Consider the following 21,337-nt stretch of genomic DNA (forward strand, 5'->3'; position numbering starts at 1 on the left):
CATCAAAACGCGGCCAACATCGCCCGCATAGCATCTTCGTCCAGCACGGGCACACCCAGTGCCTCGGCCTTCGCCAACTTGCTCCCCGCCTCTGCCCCCGCCACGACATAGTCGGTTTTCGCAGAGACCGAGCCGGCAACCTTCGCCCCCAGCGCTTCGAGCATGGCCTTCGCCTCCTCGCGCGCGAGCGTCGGAAGCGTGCCCGTGAGCACGAACGTCTTGCCCGCCAACGGCAGCGGTGCCGCCGTCGCCGGTTCCGACTCGGGCCAGGTCACGCCCGCCGCCCGCAACTGCTCGATGACCTCGACATTATGAGGCTCGCCAAAGAAATTGGCGATGGACTGGGCCACAATCGGTCCGACATCCGGCACGGCCAGCAGTGCCTCGACACTGGCCGTCATGACGTTGTCGAGCTTGCCAAAATGGCGCGCGAGGTCCTTCGCCGTCGCCTCGCCCACATGCCGAATACCCAACGCGAAGATGAACCGTGCCAGCGTCGTGTGACGCGCCGTGTCGATCGCCGCCACCAGATTGGACGCCGACTTGTCGGCCATCCGGTCAAGCGCCGCGAGCTTCGCAACCCCCAGTTTGAACAGATCTGCCGGCGTCCGGATGATCTGCTGGTCGACAAGCTGCTCCACGAGCTTGTCGCCCAGCCCCTCGATATCGAGCGCCCGGCGCTGGGCGAAGTGCAACAACGCCTGCTTGCGCTGCGCCGCGCATATCAATCCGCCCGTGCATCGTGCGATCACCTCGTCGGGCAACTTCTCGATGGCCGAACCGCACACCGGACAGGCCGTCGGCATCACAAACGCCCGCGCGTCGGCAGGACGGCGCTCGAGCACCGACCCGACGACTTCCGGAATCACATCGCCCGCACGGCGCACGATCACCGTATCGCCGATCATCACGTCCTTGCGGCGAATCTCGTCCTCGTTGTGCAGCGTGGCATTGGTGACCGTCGCCCCGCCGACAAACACGGGCGCGAGCCGCGCCACCGGCGTAATCGCCCCGGTTCGCCCCACCTGCACTTCGATGTCCAGCAATGTCGTCAGCGCTTCCTGCGCCGGAAACTTGTGCGCCAGCGCGAAGCGCGGGGCGCGCGAGACGAACCCGAGGCGATCCTGCTCGTCGCGCCGGTTGACCTTGTAGACCACACCGTCGATGTCATAGGGCAGCGCCTCGCGCGCCTCGCCCACCTCGCGGTAGAACGCCAACAGTCCGGCCGCGCCCTGCACGACTTTGCGCCGGTCGTTGACGGGAATGCCGAGCGTGACATACCAGTCGAGCAACGCCGAGTGCGTCTGCGGCATCGGCACCCCCACCAATTCGCCCACGCCATACGCAAAAAACGACAGTGAACGCTTCGCCGTGATCTTCGAATCGAGCTGCCGCAGGCTGCCCGCTGCCGCATTGCGCGGATTGACGAATACCTTTTCGCCCGCAGCCTCCTGAGCCCGGTTGAGCTTGTCGAAGTCGGCACGGAACATCAGTACCTCCCCACGCACCTCAAGCACCTCAGGCGGGTTGCCGGTCGCAAGGCTCAGTGGAATTTTCCTGATCGTGCGGATGTTCGCGGTGACGTCTTCACCCGTCGTGCCGTCGCCACGCGTCGCCGCCTGCACGAGTACGCCATGCTCGTAGCGCAAGGCAATGGCCAGCCCGTCGAACTTCAACTCGGCCGCATACTCGACCGGCGCCCCGAACAGATCCCCCGCCGCCGGCGTATCGCCATCGCGCAGCCCGTCCGACACGCGACGATCGAACGCTTCGACGTCTTCGTCGGTAAAGCCGTTGTTCAGAGAGAGCATCGGCACGCGATGCACGACCGGTGCGAAACCCTCCACCGGTTTGCCACCCACGCGCTGCGTAGGCGAGTCGGGACGCTGCAGTCCCGGATACGCAGCCTCGAGCGCTACCAGTTCGCTGAACAGGCGGTCGTACTCGGCATCGGGAATCAGCGGCGCATCCGCTTCGTAATAGGCGCGATTGTGACGCGTCAACTCGACGCGCAACGCCGCAGCGCGCTGCGCGGCGGCCGTTGCGTCGGTAACCGCAGGGGCGTTTGCACCCTGCCCCGGAACAGAAGTTTGCGACATGCGAGGAGACTCGGAATACGAGAAGTCAGAACATTATGCCTTCGACATACGCACCCTGCGCGTCGCCGAAAGCCTACATTCATCGGAATAAAAACGCCGCTCACCCGACGGTGAACGGCGTGCGTCGAACGCGGCATGCGACAGCGGCGCGGCCGCTGCGCATCGCCTCGGCGTTACTGGCTGAACAGACGGCGCGTCACGGGTGAGCCTGCCGGCAGATTCCGCGCTTCGAGACGTTCGTAGAGCTTGAGCAACTGGGTGTCGACGTTTTGCAGCGCAGCATCCGAAAGCGGCCGGCGCTGATCGTCCACCACGCGCCCGCCGATGCGCTGCCCGATCGAGCGCGCGTAGTCGCACATCAGGCGGAACGGCAGCAGGTCTTCGTCTGCCACCGGCACATCGAGCAGCATCGTAATCAGATCGCCGCCCTTGTAGGTCAAATCGTCGCGCAGGAAGTTGGTGTCGCCAAACTGCAGCATGAACACCGGATTCTGGCGCACATCGAGCTTGACGAAGCGCATGCCGTCGCGCGAGAGCAGCATACCGTCCTGCGTTGCGACCGCCTGAACGTAGTTCGCCGACCACGGCGCACCATCCGAGAGCACGTTGACCGACAGTTGCGCGTCGCATTGCGCGGCAAAGCTGTCGAGTTCGCGAGCGCGGGCTACCGTCTCCATCATGTCGGGCAGTTCGGGCAGCGCATCGACCGCGTCGGCGAGCGTCTGCACGAGGTTCGAAAACTCCGAGAATTCGACTTCGTTCAAGGCACCGGCGCGGTTCGCCAACTGCACGGCAATGCGCAACTGGTGATAACGTCCGCCGGCACGAATCAACTCCCACGGCGACGACTCGTCGGCACGGCCTTCGACATTGACCGCTTTGCTGCCCGCACGGCGCATGCGCACCGTCAACGGCATCAGACGCTCGGCCGCCACGACGCTCGCCAATGGCAGTTCGACGACGCAGTCGATGCGCTCGTCGATGATCGGCGGCGGACCGCTCGGCACGGCCGGGCGGGCTGCAGCAACCGGCGCGACGGCCGCACCCGAGGTTGCCTGCGCAACGCCTGCCCCCATCTCGTGAGCGGACGCAGCCGCTACGCCCTCAGCGCTCGCAGCGGGTTCGGGCCCCGGTGCGCTGGCCGCAGCGGCGGCCGCACCGGCGGCGGCGGCATCGACGGTGTCGTCGGCAGCAAGCTCTGCATCGAAACGGGCAACCATGCTCGCCGCAGCCGCTTGCTCGGTATCGCGCGCCTGCGCGTCGTGATCTTGATGTGCGGCGTCGGCCACGGTCGTCGATTCGCCCGTTGCAGCGACGGGCCGGCCGGCTTCAGCCGTCGGGTCGGATTCGTCCTGCACCGCGCGCTTGCGCGTGGCAGGCGGCGCATCCCAGGCATCTTCGTTGATTGCGAAGGCGTCCTGAACCGATGCGCTCGATACTGCGGCCGGGCCCAGCGTCGGCTCGCGGCGCTCACCCGAGTGCGCAGGAACGCGAGGCGGCGAAAGCGTAGGCTCAATGAACGGCCGGTCATCGTCGTCGGCGGCGTCGGGCATCCCGGCGGTCGCGTCTATGCCTGCACCGTCGACCGGCATGCGACGCGGTATGCGCGCGCGTGCCTTGCTGCCCTGCCAGGCGTTATAGGCCACCACCCCCAGCAGTACCACAACCCCTGCGGCGATCAAGCTAAGCTGCAGATCATTCATGCGCGGCGTTCCTCTCTCTTCTCCATCTTCGGCGCGGGGTCAGTTGATCTCGGCCAGATTGATCGCAGACTCCATGTCCACCGCCACGATCCGCGACACCCCCTGCTCCTGCATGGTGACGCCGATGAGCTGATTGGCCATTTCCATCGCGATTTTGTTATGCGAAATAAATACGAATTGGGTTCGGTCCGACATGCGCGCCACCATCTTGGCGTAGCGCTCGGTGTTGGCGTCGTCGAGCGGTGCATCCACCTCGTCGAGCAAACAGAACGGCGCCGGGTTGAGCTGGAACATCCCGAACACCAGTGCGATGGCCGTGAGCGCCTTCTCTCCCCCCGACAGCAGATGAATCGTCGAGTTCTTCTTGCCCGGGGGTTGCGCCATGACTTGCACGCCGGCGTCGAGAATTTCGTCGCCGGTCATGATGAGCTTCGCTTGCCCGCCGCCGAACAGCATCGGGAAAAGTTCGCCGAAATGCTTATTCACTTCGTCGAACGTGCCTTGCAGCATCACGCGCGTTTCTTCGTCGATCTTGCGAATCGCGCCTTCGAGCGTGTCGATGGCGTCGTTCAGATCGGCCGACTGCGCGTCGAGGAAGACCTTGCGCTCACGCGCCGTCTCCAGTTCCTCGAGCGCGGCCATGTTGACCGGGCCTAACGCGTTGATCGAATTGTTGATGCGCGTGACTTCGCCTTGCAGATACGACGGCTTCATATCCGGCGTCAGCTTCGCGGAGAGTGCCTCCTCGTCGACCTCGGCCGTCGCCAATTGTTCGACGAACTGCTCGCGGTTCAGGCGTGCAGCCTGCTCCTTCAACTGCAACTCGGTGATGCGCTCGCGCAGCGGCTGCAGCCCGCGCTCTGCAGCGAGCCGCTCTTCGTCGCTCTGACGCAACTTTTGGGTCAGTGCATCGAGTTCGATACGTGCGGCGCCCAGAATCTCTTCCTTCTCCGCACGCAGCCCGAGCGCATCCTGCAAACCGTTTTCGACCGTCTGTTCGGTGATCTGTGCGAGTTCGGCCTGCGCCTGCTCGATCGACACCACCAGACGCTCCGCTTGCTCGAGCGCCGTCTGAATGCTGCGGCGGTGCTCGTCGATCTTGCTTGAAATGCCCTTCTGTCCGTACGCGGCTTCCTGCGCCAGACGCTCAAGCTCGCGCGCCCGGTTGCGGGCGTCCGAGAGCTGACTGTCGAGTGTTTCGAATTCGAGCTGGCCGTCTTCGAAGGTTGCCTGCAATTCGGCCAAACGCGCGTCGCTCTGCTCGAAGTTCGCCTCCGATTCGGCACGCAACGCCAGTTGTTCCTCGATCTGCGCGGCAATCTCACGCAGCTCTTCGTCGATTTGCGTGCTGCGCGCGTTGTAGCGCTCGTACGCTTGCGTAAGCTTGAGCACGTCCATCTGCAGCGCATGTACACGCTGGGTGGCGCGCTCTGCACGCCCGCGCACCTCGGCCAGCGACTGCGCTGCCTGACTGTAGGCAGCCTCCGCGCGCACGGCGGCAGACTTGGCTTCTTCCGACAAGAGCGCCTGCGCGCGCAATTGCTTGCCCAGATTCTCGATTTCCTGCTGACGGGCCAGCAGACCGGCCTGCTCGGAGTCGGCGGCATAGAGCTGCACGCCCACACGCGTGACCTGGTGCCCCGCCTTGACGACAATCGAAGCGCCTTCCGGTAGCTGCGCCCGGATGACCATCGCCTGCGTAAGATCGTCGGCAACGAACACCTGTCCGAGCCATTCCTGCAGCACGGCACGAAGGCCCGGATCGTCGATTCGCAGCAACGCGAGCAGCGGGCGCAGCGACGCCGGTACGTCGAGCGCGCGCGCGGCTGGTGGCGGCGAATAGAACGCCAGCTTGGCCGGCGGCGCATCGCTCGCAAACGCCTTCACCCAGTCGAGATTGCTGATTTCCAGTGCGGCAAGACGCTCGCGCAGCACCGATTCGAGCGCGTTTTCCCAGCCCGGCTCGATGTGCAGCTTCTTCCAGAGACGCGGCAGCTGCGCCAGCTCGTGCTTGTCGAGCCACGGCTGCACCTTGCCTTCGGTCTGCACGCTCTCCTGGAGCTGCTTGAGCGCCGTGAGACGCGCTTCGAGCTGCGCGATCGTCGCGGCTTCGGACTGCACCCGGGCCTGTGCCTCGGTACGCTCGGCTTCCAGTCGTGGCAGCCGTTCCTGCGCGTCGGCAAGCTCGGCTTGCGCGTCTTCGAGCATCGCCTGATGTTCGGCGAGGTCGGCGCGCTGCATTTCGAGTTCGGCTTCGTCGGGCTTGTCGAGCCCGCGCGCCTCACCTTGCAAACGCTCCTGACGTTGCTGCAACTGCTGCAACGCCTGATCGGCATTGCGTTGATGCGCCGCTTCGAGTTTCAGATTCTGCTCGACCTGCGCGATCTCGCTGCGTTGCTCGTTAAGCAGATTCTGCGCTTCGCGCCAGCCGGCTTCGAGCGCTGGCAGTGCGTCGTTCTGATCGGCCGCCTGGTCCTGCGCAGTGGCGGCACGCTCTTCAGCGACGATGAGTTCGTCTTCGGCGAGCGCGAGTGCTTCTTCCGATTGCGCCGAACGGGCCTGCCACTGCTCGCGCTGCGAAGTCAGCGCCGCCAGTTGGGCCTGAACACGATTGCGCGACTCGACAACGTAGCGGATCTCGGCTTCGAGCCGGCTGACTTCGGAATTCGCCTCGTACATCGCGCTTTGCGCGGCCTGCACCGCGTCGGTCGCCGTGTAGTGAGCGGCGCGCAGCGTTTCGAGATCGGATTCCGAACCCCGCAGACGCGCCATCTGCGCTTCAAGATCGACCTGTGCCGACTCGATAGCGCGCTGCTGACGCTCTTGTTCGTTCTGGGCTTCGTTCTTGCGCAACAACCACAACAACTGCTGCTTTTCTTCGCCGTCGCGCTGCAAGTCCTTGAATCGCTGGGCCACCACGGCCTGCGATTCGAGCTTCTCGAGATTCGTGCCGAGTTCGCGCAGGATATCTTCGACGCGCGTCAGGTTCTCCCGCGTATCTTGCAAACGGTTCTCGGTCTCGCGGCGACGTTCCTTGTACTTGGAAACACCTGCCGCCTCCTCGAGGAACACGCGCAACTCTTCCGGCTTGGCCTCGATGATGCGCGAGATCATCCCTTGCCCGATGATGGCGTAAGCGCGCGGGCCAAGTCCGGTGCCGAGGAAGATGTCCTGAATATCGCGGCGACGGGCCGGCAGATTGTTGATGTAGTAGCTGGAGGTGCCATCGCGCGTGAGCACGCGCTTGACGGCGATTTCGGCGTACTGGCTCCACTGCCCGGCGGCACGCCCGGCACTGTTGTCGAAGACGAGTTCGACACTGGCGCGGCTCGCCTGCTTGCGGGCGGTCGAGCCGTTGAAAATCACGTCCTGCATCGACTCGCCACGCAGCTCCGAGGCACGCGACTCGCCCAACACCCAGCGCACGGCGTCGATGATGTTGGATTTGCCGCACCCGTTCGGGCCGACGATCCCGACCAGTTGGCCGGGCACCGCGAAGTTCGTCGGATCGACGAAGGATTTGAAGCCCGCGAGTTTGATGGAGGTCAGACGCACGGCAGGTTCGCTTTATCGGTCATTGAATGATGGGAAAGACGCAGACGCGCTTAGCTGGTCCTGTCGGACCCCGCGCACGCTGGCGCGCACGGGCCGCTTACATCGATATAACATCGGTACGCATCATACCATCGCATCCCCCGCCGTCGCGGATTTACAACGTCGCGAATCCGGCAAAATTCCGGACAGCACACCCGCCGCCACAATGCACAGCCCGCCGGCGATTTCTCGCCCGCCCAGCCCCTCGCGGGCCAGCCACCAGGACGAAATCGCCGCCACCACGATCTCGAAAAGCATGATCAGCGCGCCCTGGTTGGCCGGCACCCGCGCCAGACCGAACTGGACGATGACGTTCGTCACGGCAAACGCGCAGCCCAAGGCGAGCGCAACCGCGGCCGTCGCCGCGCCCGAGGCGAGCGCCGAGACGGCGGCGCGTCCCGCTTGCGCCCCGCCGTCGAGCGGCAGCACCAGCAGCCCGCCGACCACGCAGCCCAGATAGAGTGTCCAACTGCGCATTTCCGCGCGAACGTCGGGCATCGCCTGACTGACACGCCGCAGCAACACGTTGTTGAGCGCGAAGGCGGCGCCGGCCAACGCGCCAGCCCATTCGCCGGGGTTGTTCGGCACCGGCCACCCCAATGCGGGCGACCAGAGCATCAGCGCCGCCCCGCCAAGCGCCAACGCAATCAACGCCGCACCGCGCCCCCCAACGCGCTCGCCGAGCAACCCGTGCGCGAAAAGTGCCGTCCAGACCGGCGTCAGATAGAAAAGCAGCAGCACACGCATGACGTGACCGTGCGTCGTGCCCCAGACAAACGCCACGTTGGTCGTGCCGCCGGCGAACGCCACCCCAACGAGCAGCCACGACCAGCGTAGCGTGCCGAGCGAGCGGCGATACACCACGGTAAGCAGCAGCAGCGCGACGCTCGCGGTACAAATCTGCGCCGCGACCGCCGTCACGCCCCACTCGGCAAGCACGCGGTAGGGATACCAGGCCAGCCCCCATACCGACGAACCCATGAGGATGGCCAACGCGGGCGCCGCCCTGGCACGCAACAAAGCGCCGGGCGTCGACGTCGACGCCGACGACGGGCCGTGCGCGCCGTTGCCGGCTACGGTCATACTGTTGACTCCTGAAAAACCTGAGATACTCCGCAGGCTTGCCTCATTGGCGCCTCGGAATGTACTGAATTATCCGGCGCTCGCGCTTTGAGCGCGCCGTAACGGTATAATTTTCGCTTCGCCGATCTTGCCATTCTTGCGTGCGTCCGAGAACCCCATCGTGTGATGTCGCGGATAAGCACAAGCCCATGTGTGGGCCGCCTTTCGCAAGACCGGCCCCGGAAAACGCGCCGCGGCGCAGCGTGCCAGCGCGTTGCAAGTCTCGCCCAGCGGCCTCGAAAGTTGCCTTGAATGGCATCGCGAACCCTAGCCCTGAGTCTGTTTGAATTCTCTTGAACCCGTGAACCCATTACTCGACAAGCTCCAGCCCTATCCCTTTGAACGCTTGAAGTCGCTGGTGGCGGACATCACGCCCGCCAGCGCTTACAAGGCCGTCAGTTTCGGCATCGGGGAACCCAAGCACCCGACGCCGCAGTTCATCAAGGAAGCCCTGATCGAGGGGCTGGGCGGCCTCTCGAACTACCCGGCCACCGCCGGTGGCGAGCCGCTGCGCGCGTCGATCGCGCAGTGGCTGGAGCGTCGCTACGCGCTGCCCAACGTGAACCCCGCGACCGAAGTGCTGCCGGTCACGGGCTCGCGCGAGGCACTGTTTTCGTTCGCACAGGCGGTCGTCGACGGCAGCAAGCCTGGCGCGCGCGTGCTGTGCCCGAACCCGTTCTATCAGATCTACGAAGGCGCAACGCTGCTTGCGGGTGCCACGCCTTACTACGCCGACAGCGATCCCGAACGCAACTTCGCCCCCAATTACGATGCCGTGCCGGCTGACGTCTGGCGCGACGTGCAACTCGTCTACCTTTGCTCGCCGGGCAATCCGACCGGTGCCGTCCTGAGCCTCGCCGACTGGAAGCGCCTGTTCGAACTCTCGGACGAGTACGGGTTCGTGATTGCGTCCGACGAGTGCTATTCCGAGATCTACTTTGACGAAGAGCACGCTCCGCTGGGCGGTCTCGCGGCCGCTCAGCAACTCGGACGCGGCTTCGAACGTCTGGTCGTGTTCTCCAGTCTTTCGAAGCGCTCGAACGTGCCGGGCATGCGCTCGGGCTTCGTGGCAGGCGACGCCGCCATCCTCAGGAAATTCCTGCTGTACCGTACGTATCATGGTTGTGCCATGAGCCCGGCCGTGCAGGCGGCAAGCGTCGCCGCATGGAACGACGAAGCCCACGTGCGACTGAACCGCAGCAAGTACGTGAAGAAGTTCCAGACGGTCACGCCGATGCTCGCCGAAGTGCTCGACGTCCGGTTGCCGGACGCCGGCTTCTATCTTTGGGCCAGGGTCGACACCAGAACCGGCCTGTCCGACACCGAATTCACGCGCCAGTTGCTGGCGCAATACAATGTGGCCGTACTGCCCGGATCGTATCTGGGCCGTGCGGCGCACGGCACCCATCCGGGCGAGAACTACGTGCGCATCGCCCTCGTGGCCGATGTCGACGAATGCACCGAAGGCGCCCAGCGCATCGTGCAGTTCTGCCAATCCCTTTAATCCTTATCGCAACCGATTCTCGCCATGTCGCAACAATTGCAAACCATCATCGACCAAGCCTGGGAAAACCGTGCCGAGATCTCGGCCAAGTCGGCGCCTGCCGAGGTGCGTGAGGCCGTCGCCCACGTCATCGCCGAACTGGACCAGGGTGCCCTGCGCGTGGCCCAGAAGCACGACGGCCATTGGATCGTCAACCAGTGGGTCAAGAAGGCCGTGCTGCTCTCGTTCCGCCTCGAAGACAATGCCGTGATGCCCGCCGGCGGCTTCAGCCAGTTCTACGACAAGGTGCCGAGCAAGTTCGCCAACTACACCGCCGAAGACTTCGCACGCGGCGGCTTCCGCGTGGTGCCCCCGGCCGTGGCGCGTCGCGGTGCGTTCATCGGCAAGAATGTCGTGCTGATGCCGTCGTACACCAACATCGGCGCTTACGTCGACGAAGGCACGATGGTCGACACGTGGGCGACGGTCGGTTCGTGCGCCCAGATCGGCAAGAACGTGCACCTCTCGGGTGGCGTCGGTATCGGCGGGGTGCTTGAGCCGCTGCAAGCCAACCCGGTCATCATCGAAGACAACTGCTTCATCGGCGCGCGTTCGGAAGTCGTGGAAGGCGTGATCGTCGAGGAAAATTCGGTGATCTCGATGGGCGTCTACCTGGGGCAGTCGACCAAGATCTACGATCGCGAAACCGGTGAAGTGCACTATGGCCGCGTGCCGGCGGGGTCGGTCGTCGTGCCGGGCAACCTGCCCTCGAAAGACGGCAAGTACAGCCTGTACTGCGCCGTGATCGTGAAGAAGGTCGATGCGCAAACGCGCGCCAAGACCGCCATCAACGACCTGCTGCGCGGCGAATAAAGCGGCGTAGCACCCGAGGCGGCGGCGCAGCCGTTGGAGCGGCGTCATCGCCTCGATTTTTGCAATCGCGACCTCAGGAGTTCAGGCGATGACGGCCGTGCTGTATGGCATTCCCAACTGCGATACCGTGAAGAAGGCGCGCACGTGGCTCGACGAGCACGGCGTAGCGTACGATTTTCACGACTTCAAAAAGGCGGGCGTGAACGACGCACTGCTGGACACCTGGCTCGCCCAGGTGCCGCTGACCACGCTGCTCAACCGCAAGGGCACGACGTGGCGCAAACTCTCGCCGGAACAACAGACGGCCGCGGCCGACGAGTCGGTGGCCCGCTCCCTGATGATCGACCATCCGTCGCTCATCAAGCGTCCGGTGCTGGTCGCCGGCGGCAAGGTTTCCGTGGGCTTCACGCCCGATAGCTACGCTTCACGATTCTGATTTCATGACTTCCTCCCAAGGCGCCACGCTGGCACTTACCGAGCAACTGATCGCCCGTCATTCGGTGACGCCCGAAGACCGCGATTGCCAAACCATTCTGGCGCGCCGCCTCGAGGCCATCGGCTTCGCGTGCGAGACCCTCGCGTCGAACGGCGTGACCAACCTGTGGGCGGTCAAGCGCGGATCGCGCGGCACCGACGCAAAACTGCTCGTCTTCGCAGGCCATACGGACGTGGTTCCGACCGGTCCGCTCGAGCAATGGCATTCGGACCCGTTCGCCCCGACACATCGCGACGGCATGCTGTACGGGCGCGGCGCCGCCGACATGAAAACGTCGCTGGCGGCGTTCGTGGTCGCGTCGGAGGAATTCGTCGCCCGGCACCCGGATCACGCCGGCGCCATCGGCTTTTTGCTGACCAGCGACGAAGAAGGGCCCGCCACCGACGGCACCGTGAAAGTCGTTGAGGCACTGAGCGCGCGTGGCGAACGGCTGGATTACTGTCTGGTCGGTGAGCCGACGTCGAGTCAGCGTCTGGGCGACATGGTCAAGAACGGCCGTCGCGGGTCGATGTCGGGCAAGCTCGTCATCAAAGGCGTGCAGGGCCACATTGCCTATCCGCATCTCGCGAAGAACCCGACGCATGTGTTCGCACCGGCACTCGCCGAGCTGACACAAACCGTGTGGGACAACGGCAACGAGTATTTCCCGCCCACGACTTGGCAAATCTCGAACATTCACGCGGGCACGGGGGCAACCAACATCATTCCCGGCGAGTTGATGGTGATGTTCAACTTCCGCTTTTCGACGGCCAGCACGTCCGACGACCTCCAGAAGCGCGTGCACGAGGTGCTCGACCGTCACGGTCTGACCTACACGCTCGAGTGGTCGATCAGCGGCCAGCCGTTTCTCACACCGCGCGGCGACCTGTCAGAAGCCCTTACGAGCGCCATCCGCGAGGAAACGGGCCTCGAGACCGAACTCTCGACAACAGGCGGCACGTCCGACGGGCGCTTCATCGCGCGGATCTGTCCGCAGGTCATCGAATTCGGCCCATGCAACGCCAGCATTCACAAGATCGACGAACACATTGCGATTGCCGATATCGAGCCACTCAAGAATATTTACCGCGGCGTGTTGACACGTCTGGTGGCATAAGGCGCGCGAGACACTCACCATGACCCTTCAAGCGCCGCACCCTTTCCAGACGTTGCGCGATCTGCTGCGTTACGCCGTCTCGCGTTTTACGGAAGCCGAACTGGCTTTCGGGCACGGTACGGCCACGGCATACGACGAGGCCGCGTATCTGCTACTGCATACGCTACACCTGCCCATCGATACGCTCGATCCGTTTCTCGACGCACGCTTGCTGCCCGAGGAAATCGAACGAGCGCTGTCTGTCATCAACCGCCGTGCGGGCGAACGCGTGCCGGCGTCTTACATCACGAACGAAGCGTGGATGCACGGCCACCGGTTTTACGTGGACGAGCGCGTCATCGTGCCGCGCTCGTTCGTGGGCGAACTGCTCGAAGATGCATTGCAGCCGTGGGTCGATCACGCCGATGACGTCGCCGAGGTCCTCGAACTGTGCACCGGCTCAGGCTGTCTTGCGATTCTCGCCGCCGAGACCTTCCCGGCCGCGCAGATCGATGCTGTCGACATTTCGCCAGACGCCTTGGCCGTGGCGAAGATCAACGTGGCCGACTACGGCCTCGAAGACCGCATCGCGCTGTGCTTGGGCGACCTGTACGCGCCGCTGCCCTCGGGTAAGCGCTATGACGTCATCTTGACCAATCCGCCGTACGTGAACGAAGGCTCGATGCAAGCGCTGCCGGCCGAGTATCGTCACGAGCCGCGTCTCGCGCTGGCGGGGGGCGACGACGGTATGGACGTGGTTCGACGCATCATTGCCGGAGCACGCGAGCATTTGACCGATCACGGCATTCTGGTCGTCGAAATCGGCAATGAACGCCGCTTCGTCGAAGCCGCGTTCCCCGATCTGCCTATGACGTGGCTGGCCACGAGCGCAGGCGACGACATGGTCTTTCTGGTGCAGGCCGCCGACCTGCCATAACCCCCTCAGGGCGCGCGCGTTGTAGAGAGCCCTCGCTTAAGTTCACGCACCCCGGTTACACTCGGGTTCCCGGGTCTGCGCGACTCATCGCATGGAGGAAGAGGGTTCGTCATGGCGCTCAATTGGCTCGACGTCGGCTTTGCCGTCGCCTGTATCCATGCACTGGGGGTGATCGCCGCGATTCATGCCGTTCTGACGGTACGAACGTCGCAAGGCGCCGTGGCCTGGGCAGTGTCGCTCGTGACAATGCCCTACCTCACGCTCATCCCCTATCTGTTCCTCGGCAGCTCGAAGTTCATCGGCTACGTAGAAGCACGTCGCGCCTGCAATCAGGCGATGCAATCGCGCATCGGCGAGGCCCACTGGGGCGACGAGCCGCCCGTCGCCGTGGACGCCCACCCGGAGTTCGCCGCGCTCACGGCGATGACGGGTATGTCGTTCGTTGCGGGCAATCGCGTACGGCTGCTGGTGAATGGCCGCGCCACGTTCGACGCCATCTTCGCCGCGATCGACCGCGCGCGCGACTACATCATCGTGCAGTTTTTCATCGTCAAGGACGATGCGCTCGGACGCGCCCTGTCCGCGCGGCTGCTGGCGCGCGCCGCGACCGGTGTGAAGGTCTACTTTCTGTACGACCGCATCGGCAGCCACGATCTGCCGCGCAGCTATTGCGAGACGCTGCGCCAAGGCGGTGTACAGGTGCATGAGTTCACAGCCGCCCGGCGCGGAATCTTCGTCAATCGCTTTCAGCTCAACTTTCGCAATCACCGCAAGATCGTGGTGATCGATGGCGTCGAAGCCTTCATTGGCGGACACAACGTCGGGGTCGAATATCTCGGTGAGAAACCGCCGCTCGCGCCCTGGCGCGACACGCACATTTCGGTACGTGGACCGGTGGTGCTCGGCATTCAGCGCGCGTTCGCCGAAGACTGGCATTGGAGCACGGGCTCAGTCCCCGAGCTGAACCGTGAGCCGGCCACCTCCGAGGAGGACATGCACTGTCAGGTGGTGCCGAGCGGCCCGGCCGACCGCCTCGAGACGTCGTCGCTCTTCTTCGTCACCGTCATCAACGCCGCGCAGGAACGGGTGTGGCTCACCACGCCTTATTTCGTGCCCGACGAAGCGGTGTTCTCCGCGCTGCGCCTGGCCGTGTTGCGCGGTGTGGACGTACGCATTCTGATCCCCGACCGGGCCGATCACCGCGTGGTATTCGAAGCCACCACATCGTATGCGCTCGAAGCCGCTCGCAACGGCATCAACGTCTACCGGTACCGACACGGGTTCATTCACCAGAAAGTCGTGCTGATCGACGACCGTGCGGCCGCCGTCGGCAGCGCCAACCTCGACAACCGGTCGTTCCGCCTCAATTTCGAAATCATGCTGTTGACGCTCGATCGCACCTTCGCCGAGGACGTCGCGCAAATGCTCACACGCGACTTCGAGCATGCCACCCTGCTGCAAAAGGACGAGGCTCGGGCAATTCCGAAATGGCGTCAGATTGCGATGCGTGTGGCGCGACTTTTCGCCCCAATTCTGTAGGCGCATCGGCGCGCACGTCGCCTTCGCGTCGACAGACCGGTAAAATGCCGGTTTTGCCGTCCCCGTGCACGGGTTTCGATGCATGCGCTGTCCGATCGTCATCCGGTCAGCGGCGCATGCTTGCCGCGCTCGCCAAGGACGCACCGATCCGCTCTCCCCACGGCCTTTTTCGTGATCAGATTCGAACACCTTACCCTCGCACGCGGCACCAAGCCGCTCTTCGAGGACACCTCCGTTACGCTCAATCCGGGCGAGCGCGTCGGCCTCGTCGGCGCCAACGGCGCAGGCAAGTCGACCCTCTTCGCGCTGTTGCGCGCTCAGTTGCACGCCGATGGCGGCGACGTCTTCGTGCCCAGTCGCTGGCGCATCGCGCATGTGATGCAGGAAACGCCCGCGGTCGAGCGTACTGCGCTGGACTATGTGCTCGACGGCGACACGCGCCTGCGCGAAATCGAAGCGGCCATCGTCGCCGCCGAGACGGCGCACGACGGCCATGCGCAGGCGGAAGCCCACACCGCCTTTGCCGACGCCGACGGTTACACTGCCCCCGCGCGTGGCGAAGCGCTGCTGCTCGGCCTCGGTTTCACGCTGGCGCAGACGCAGTTGCCCGTTGCCAGCTTCTCGGGCGGATGGCGCATGCGCCTGAATCTGGCGCAGGCGCTGATGTGCCCGTCCGATCTGCTGCTGCTCGACGAACCGACCAACCACCTGGATCTCGACGCCATCGTTTGGCTCGAAGACTGGCTCAAGCGCTACCCAGGCACGCTCGTCGTCATTTCGCACGATCGGGAGTTTCTCGACGAGGTCTGCAACGTCACCCTGCATATCGAGAATCAGCAGATCAAGCGTTACGGCGGCAATTACAGCCAGTTCGAAATCCTGCGCGCTCAGCAACTGACGCTGCAGCAAAGCGCATTCGACAAGCAGCAGAAGACGATCGCCCATCTGGAGTCGTTCATCACGCGCTTCAAGGCGAAGGCGACGAAGGCACGTCAAGCGCAGAGCCGCATGAAGGCGCTCGAAAAAATGGAGCGTATCGCGCCGGCCCATATCGCGTCGCCGTTCACGTTCGAGTTCCGCCCGGCCGCCAGTGCGCCGAACCCGATGCTCGTGCTCGATGCCGTGCGTTGCGGGTATCCGCTCGACGACGGCAGCGACAAGGTGATACTGCCGCAGGTCACGATGTCGGTGCAGAATGAGCAACGCATCGGCCTGCTTGGCGCCAACGGCCAGGGCAAATCGACACTCATCAAAACGCTCGCCGGCACGCTTGCACCGCTTGCCGGCTCGGTCAAGACCGGCAAGGGACTGCAGATCGGTTACTTTGCGCAGCATCAGGTCGAAACGCTGCGCCACGACGATTCGCCGTTGCAGCATTTACAGCGTCTCGCCCCCGATACGCGCGAGCAGGAACTGCGCGATTTTCTCGGCGGATTCAACTTTCGCGGCGACATGGCAACGTCGTCGATTGCCCCGTTCTCCGGTGGCGAGAAGGCGCGTCTGGCGCTGGCGCTCATCATTTGGCGCAAGCCGAACCTGCTGCTGCTCGACGAACCGACCAACCACCTGGACCTCGAAACGCGCCATGCGCTCACGATCGCCCTCGCGCAATTCGACGGCACGTTGATTCTCGTCTCGCACGACCGGCACCTGCTGCGCGCGACCACGGATCAATTCCTCCTGGTGGCCGGCGGCGAAGTGAAGCCGTTTGACGGCGACCTCGACGACTACCGCGACTGGCTGTTGCAACACGCGGCCGACCAACGGGCTGCGGCGCGCGAAGCCAGTGGCGGTGGCGACAACGGCGACGGTGCCGATCGCAGCGATGGCAGCGATGGCGTCAATCGCAAAGATCAGAAGCGCGCTGAAGCGCAAGCGCGTCAACGGCTGTCGCAACTACGCAAGCCGTTGCAAAGAAAGATCGAGAAGCTCGAGCAGTCGATGGCGAAGCTTTCGGACGAAAAAGCGCGGCTCGACGCCATTCTCGCCGACAGCAGCACCTATGAAGACGCGAAGAAGACCTTGCTGACCGAAAGCCTGAAGCAACAGGTGGACATCACGGCCAAACTCTCGGATATCGAGTCCGAATGGCTCGAAGCCCAGGAAGCGCTCGAGCAAATCGCCTGAAGCACGTACAGTGCGTTCGGTGCGTTCGGTGCGTTCGGTGCGTTCGGTGCGTTCGGTGCGTTCGGTGCGTTCGGTGCGTGCGGTGCGATTCTGTCGTCGCGATCTGCCAAGCGAAAAGCCCGGCCAATTGTGGACCGGGCTTTTCGCTTCAATGCCGCATGCCGCATGCTGCATGCCGCCCGCAGAGCGCGGCTACAATCCCGCCACCACGGCAATCGCATGCTCCAGGCGGTCGACCGCGTGGACTTCGAGACCATCGATGGGCTGCTTCGGCGCATTCGCCTTCGGAATGATCGCGATCGAAAAGCCAAGCTTGGCCGCTTCCTTGAGGCGATCCTGACCGCGCGGGCTCGGCCGGATTTCGCCTGCCAGACCTACCTCGCCAAACGCCACGATGCCGCGCGGCAACGGTTTGTTGCGCAGCGACGAATGAATCGCCAGCAACACCGCCAAATCGGCAGCAGGCTCAGAGATCTTCACGCCGCCGACGGCATTGAGAAAAACGTCCTGATCGAAACACGCGATGCCCGCATGGCGATGCATCACCGCGAGCAACATCGCCAGCCGGTTCTGCTCGAGCCCGACCGCCAGACGCCGCGGATTGGGCACCTGCGCCGTGTCGACCAGCGCCTGCACCTCGACGAGCAGCGGCCGCGTACCCTCCTGCGTTACGAGCACGCATGAACCGGGCACGCTTTGCTCGTGCTGCGAAAGAAACAACGCCGACGGATTCGCCACACCGCGCAAGCCCTTCTCCGTCATCGCAAACACGCCCAGCTCGTTGACAGCCCCGAAACGATTCTTGAACGCCCGCACCAAACGGTACGATGAGTGCGTATCGCCCTCGAAATACAGCACCGTATCGACGATGTGTTCGAGCACGCGGGGACCCGCGAGACTGCCTTCCTTGGTCACATGACCGACAAGGATCACGGTCACACCGGTCTGCTTCGCGCTTCGGGTCAACTGCGCCGCGCATTCGCGCACCTGCGCGACCGAACCGGGTGCCGAACTGAGCGCTTCGGAATAGATCGTCTGGATCGAGTCGATCACGACGACGTCGGGCTTTTCCGACTCGATGGCGCCAAGAATCTTCTCGAGCTGAATTTCCGCGAGAAGGTCAAGGTCGCCGCCGTCTCCCGCAGCCCCCAGGCCCAGCCGTTGCGCGCGCAACGCGATCTGCGCCCCCGATTCTTCGCCGCTGACATAGAGCGCGCGCCGTTCGCGCGCCAGGTGTGCGAGCGACTGGAGCAGCAGCGTCGACTTGCCGATGCCGGGATCGCCGCCAATCAGCACCACACCGCCCGCCACCAGACCGCCGCCAAGCACGCGATCGAATTCACTCACACCGCTGGAAAAACGCGGCACATCGGCCGCCTCGATCTCCGCCAGTTTGCGCACCGGCGTGCTCTTGGCGAGCGCCTGGTATCGATGACCGGTCGACGTCTGCGCCACCGACTCGACGAGCGAATTCCAGCCGTTGCAGTGAGGACATTGGCCCGCCCATTTGGGCGTCTGTCCGCCACACTCGGTACAGATGTAGACAGTCTTGGCTTTGGCCATGCGGCGCGATCCTGTTCTTGATGCTTAGTTCGCGTGCACTGGCACGCGGCGTGCCACGGCACACATCAGCTCGTAGCCGAGCGTGCCGGCCGACGCCGCGACCTCGTCGATGCATAGACCCCGGCCCCACAACGTGACGGACGTACCGACGCGCGCCTGCGGCACCGGCGTAAGGTCGACGGCCAGCATGTCCATCGACACACGGCCCACCGTGCGCGTTCGCACACCGTCGACGAGTACGGGGGTGCCCGTGGGGGCCACCCGCGGATAGCCATCGGCATAACCGCATGCGACCGTGCCCACGCGCATCGGCGTCTCGGCGGTAAACAGGCTGCCGTAGCCCACTGTGGCGCCCGCCGGCACTTCCTGGATGCCGATCAGTTCGGCTTCGAGCGTCATGGTCGGTTGCAGATCGAGATCTGCCGCCGGGACCTCGAGGCCTTTCGGCGACGATCCATAGAGCATGATGCCCGGCCGGACCCAGGCGCCGTGCGCTTCCGGATGGAACAGCGTGGCTGCCGAGTTGGCAAGGCTACGCTCGCCGGGCACGTCGCGCGCGCCTCGCTCGAACGCCTCCATCTGATGCGCAATGCCGCGCGGGCCGTCGGCATCGGAAAAGTGGGTCATCAGAACGATCTGACTCACACCGGCAATCGCACGGGCACGTTCCCACGCCGCGCGAAAACGCTCAGGTGCGAAACCGAGACGGTTCATTCCGGAGTTCATCTTGAGCTGGAGATTGAGCGGCTTGCTCAGTCGAGTTGTCTCCAGCATGCGCAACTGGTCGTCGCTGTGCACGGTGGTCGTTAGCCCATACTTGTCGACGACCGCCAGGTCCTCGGGCTTGAAGAAGCCTTCGAGGAGCAAGATGGGACCGGCCCAGCCGAGCTCACGCAGGCGCACGGCCTCGTCGAGGTCGAGCAGGCCGAAACCGTCGGCGTCACGCAATCCGGGATAGGCGTTTTCAATGCCATGCCCGTAGGCGTTGGCCTTGACCACGGCCCACACCTTGGCGTTGGGTGCGCGACGACGGGCGATATCGAGATTGTGGGCCAGTGCGGCGGTATGAATCGAGACTTTGATTGGACGAGGCATAAGCGGATACGGAATCGGAGGAGACGCTCGCCGGGACAGGCCGGCGGCATAACGCATCGGCATATTTTCGTGTTATAAAGCCGTGCGCACAACTTGTTTTGCCGAAATCTTTATCCCGATAACAAGACCGGTCTCAGACCGAGGGCGAACGGGCGCCCATTGCGGGGGCATCAAGACCGAATATACGGTCGATTAGCGACAGTTGAACGACCAAAGCGCGCAGATACCCCTGTGTTTAAGCCCGGTTTCATCCCGTATGGGAGCCCCTTGGGGCACCGCGGATTCCGACAACCGAGACACGCAAGTTTTACGCCGCACGGGATCGACTCAAGTACCGATGAAGAAAGGCTTTTACACCATCATGGCCGCGCAGTTTTTTTCGTCGCTGGCCGACAATGCATTGCTCATCGCCGCAATCGCGCTCCTCAAAGATTTGCATTCCCCGCAGTGGATGACCCCGCTGCTCAAGCTCTTCTTCGTGCTCTCGTATGTCATTCTCGCCGCCTACGTCGGAGCCTTCGCAGACTCAATGCCCAAGGGCAAGGTCATGTTCGTCAGCAACTCGATCAAGGTCGCAGGCTGCTTGATGATGCTGTTCGGCTCGCACCCGTTGATCGCCTATGGCGTCGTGGGCTTCGGCGCGGCAGCCTACTCACCCGCGAAATACGGCATTCTGACCGAATTGCTGCCGGCCGAGAAACTGGTCGCGGCCAACGGCTGGATCGAAGGACTCACCGTCAGCTCGATCATTCTCGGCACCGTCCTCGGCGGCACATTGATCAGTCCGCACATTTCGGAATGGGTGCTCCAACGCACGCCAGAGGCAATCAATTCGCCGGCCATGGCCTCGATGGTGATCATCATGGGCATTTATGTGATTGCCGCGCTGTTCAATCTGCGTATCCCCGACACGGGCGCGCGGTACGCCCGTCAGCAACATAATCCGATCAAGCTCGTCTCCGATTTTGCCGACTGCTTCGTCACGCTGTGGCGCGACAAACTGGGGCAGATCTCGCTTGCCGTCACGACGCTGTTCTGGGGGGCGGGGGCGACGCTGCAATTCATCGTGCTGCGCTGGGCTGAAAAGGCGCTTGGCATGACCCTGTCCGAAGGCGCGATCCTGCAGGCGGTGTCGGCCGTCGGCGTGGCCATCGGTGCGATCGCGGCCGCCTCGCGCATTCCGCTCAAACGCTCGCTCTCAGTGCTGCCCGTTGGCATCGCCATGGGCATCGCGGTGATGGCGATGGCCTTCTTCTCGAAGGATCTGCTGACGTATGGGGCCGACTGGAAGGTGCCGCTGTACCTGATCGTCGCGTACGTCTTCCTCATCATCGTCGGCGCCCTCGCGGGCTTCTTCGTGGTGCCGATGAACGCCCTGCTGCAGCACCGAGGTCACGTGCTGCTCTCGGCCGGCCATTCCATCGCCGTACAGAATTTCAACGAGAACCTTTCCGTGCTCATCATGCTGTGCCTCTACGCACTGCTGATCTGGTACAACGTGCCGGTCGGGGTCGTCATCATCTTGTTCGGCGTGTTTGTGTCGGGCACGATGTGGCTTGTGATGAAGCGTCACCAGGCCAATCAGCGCGAGTTCGATTCGGTCGCGCTCATTGGCGAAGTCAAGCATTGAT

The 21,337-nt window shown here is 63.9% G+C and carries 14 protein-coding genes; 8 read left to right on the forward strand and 6 right to left on the reverse strand.

Annotation, left to right across the window (positions count from 1 at the left end):
- Nucleotides 1–2 precede the first annotated feature (2 nt).
- The 4 genes from ligA to ACE3UG_RS19305 form a co-directional block, all read right to left on the reverse strand.
- Nucleotides 3–2,099: an NAD-dependent DNA ligase LigA gene (gene ligA, locus ACE3UG_RS19290; RefSeq protein ID WP_374626897.1), complete on the reverse strand. Its 2,097-nt coding sequence runs from the start codon at nucleotides 2,097–2,099 to the stop codon at nucleotides 3–5.
- 173 nt (nucleotides 2,100–2,272) lie between these two features.
- On the reverse strand, nucleotides 2,273–3,802 hold the full coding sequence (locus ACE3UG_RS19295; protein WP_374626899.1) for a cell division protein ZipA C-terminal FtsZ-binding domain-containing protein: 1,530 nt from the start codon (nucleotides 3,800–3,802) through the stop codon (nucleotides 2,273–2,275).
- 39 nt (nucleotides 3,803–3,841) lie between these two features.
- Entirely contained in the window at nucleotides 3,842–7,357 is a 3,516-nt protein-coding gene (gene smc / locus ACE3UG_RS19300; protein ID WP_374626901.1) for a chromosome segregation protein SMC, read from the reverse strand.
- A 123-nt stretch (nucleotides 7,358–7,480) separates the two neighbouring features.
- Nucleotides 7,481–8,479, reverse strand: a complete 999-nt coding sequence (locus ACE3UG_RS19305) for a DMT family transporter (protein WP_374626903.1) — start codon at nucleotides 8,477–8,479, stop codon at nucleotides 7,481–7,483.
- Nucleotides 8,480–8,819: 340 nt separating this feature from the next.
- Here ACE3UG_RS19305 and dapC point away from each other — a divergent pair, with 340 nt between their 5' ends.
- The 7 genes from dapC to ACE3UG_RS19340 all read left to right on the forward strand — a co-directional run bounded on the left by dapC (nucleotide 8,820) and on the right by ACE3UG_RS19340 (nucleotide 17,048).
- On the forward strand, nucleotides 8,820–10,022 hold the full coding sequence (gene dapC / locus ACE3UG_RS19310) for a succinyldiaminopimelate transaminase (protein ID WP_374626961.1): 1,203 nt from the start codon (nucleotides 8,820–8,822) through the stop codon (nucleotides 10,020–10,022).
- Between the two features lie 24 nt (nucleotides 10,023–10,046).
- Complete coding sequence (dapD, locus tag ACE3UG_RS19315) at nucleotides 10,047–10,874, forward strand: 2,3,4,5-tetrahydropyridine-2,6-dicarboxylate N-succinyltransferase (protein ID WP_374626905.1); 828 nt, start codon at nucleotides 10,047–10,049, stop codon at nucleotides 10,872–10,874.
- Nucleotides 10,875–10,962: 88 nt separating this feature from the next.
- Nucleotides 10,963–11,310 (forward strand): ArsC family reductase, encoded by a 348-nt coding sequence (locus ACE3UG_RS19320; protein ID WP_374626908.1) that lies wholly within the window; start codon nucleotides 10,963–10,965, stop codon nucleotides 11,308–11,310.
- Between the two features lie 4 nt (nucleotides 11,311–11,314).
- A complete protein-coding gene (gene dapE, locus ACE3UG_RS19325) occupies nucleotides 11,315–12,466 on the forward strand; it encodes a succinyl-diaminopimelate desuccinylase (protein WP_374626910.1) in 1,152 nt (383 codons plus the stop codon).
- Between the two features lie 19 nt (nucleotides 12,467–12,485).
- Entirely contained in the window at nucleotides 12,486–13,382 is an 897-nt protein-coding gene (gene prmB / locus ACE3UG_RS19330) for a 50S ribosomal protein L3 N(5)-glutamine methyltransferase (RefSeq protein ID WP_374626912.1), read from the forward strand.
- 111 nt (nucleotides 13,383–13,493) lie between these two features.
- Complete coding sequence (gene cls / locus ACE3UG_RS19335) at nucleotides 13,494–14,921, forward strand: cardiolipin synthase (RefSeq protein WP_374626914.1); 1,428 nt, start codon at nucleotides 13,494–13,496, stop codon at nucleotides 14,919–14,921.
- A 171-nt stretch (nucleotides 14,922–15,092) separates the two neighbouring features.
- The gene (locus ACE3UG_RS19340; protein WP_374626917.1) at nucleotides 15,093–17,048 is read left to right on the forward strand and encodes an ATP-binding cassette domain-containing protein; all 1,956 of its coding nucleotides are present in this window, start codon (nucleotides 15,093–15,095) and stop codon (nucleotides 17,046–17,048) included.
- A gap of 192 nt (nucleotides 17,049–17,240) precedes the next feature.
- Here the strand turns inward: ACE3UG_RS19340 and radA are convergent, their stop codons facing one another.
- Nucleotides 17,241–18,611, reverse strand: a complete 1,371-nt coding sequence (gene radA, locus ACE3UG_RS19345) for a DNA repair protein RadA (RefSeq protein WP_374626919.1) — start codon at nucleotides 18,609–18,611, stop codon at nucleotides 17,241–17,243.
- Nucleotides 18,612–18,635: 24 nt separating this feature from the next.
- Complete coding sequence (gene alr / locus ACE3UG_RS19350) at nucleotides 18,636–19,706, reverse strand: alanine racemase (RefSeq protein WP_374626921.1); 1,071 nt, start codon at nucleotides 19,704–19,706, stop codon at nucleotides 18,636–18,638.
- 337 nt (nucleotides 19,707–20,043) lie between these two features.
- Between alr and lplT the strand changes: the two genes are divergently transcribed.
- Nucleotides 20,044–21,336 (forward strand): lysophospholipid transporter LplT, encoded by a 1,293-nt coding sequence (gene lplT, locus ACE3UG_RS19355; RefSeq protein WP_374626923.1) that lies wholly within the window; start codon nucleotides 20,044–20,046, stop codon nucleotides 21,334–21,336.
- The last annotated feature ends 1 nt before the right edge of the window (nucleotide 21,337 follow it).

The sequence above is a fragment of the Pandoraea sp. genome, from assembly GCF_041919235.1.
GTDB lineage: Bacteria > Pseudomonadota > Gammaproteobacteria > Burkholderiales > Burkholderiaceae > Pandoraea.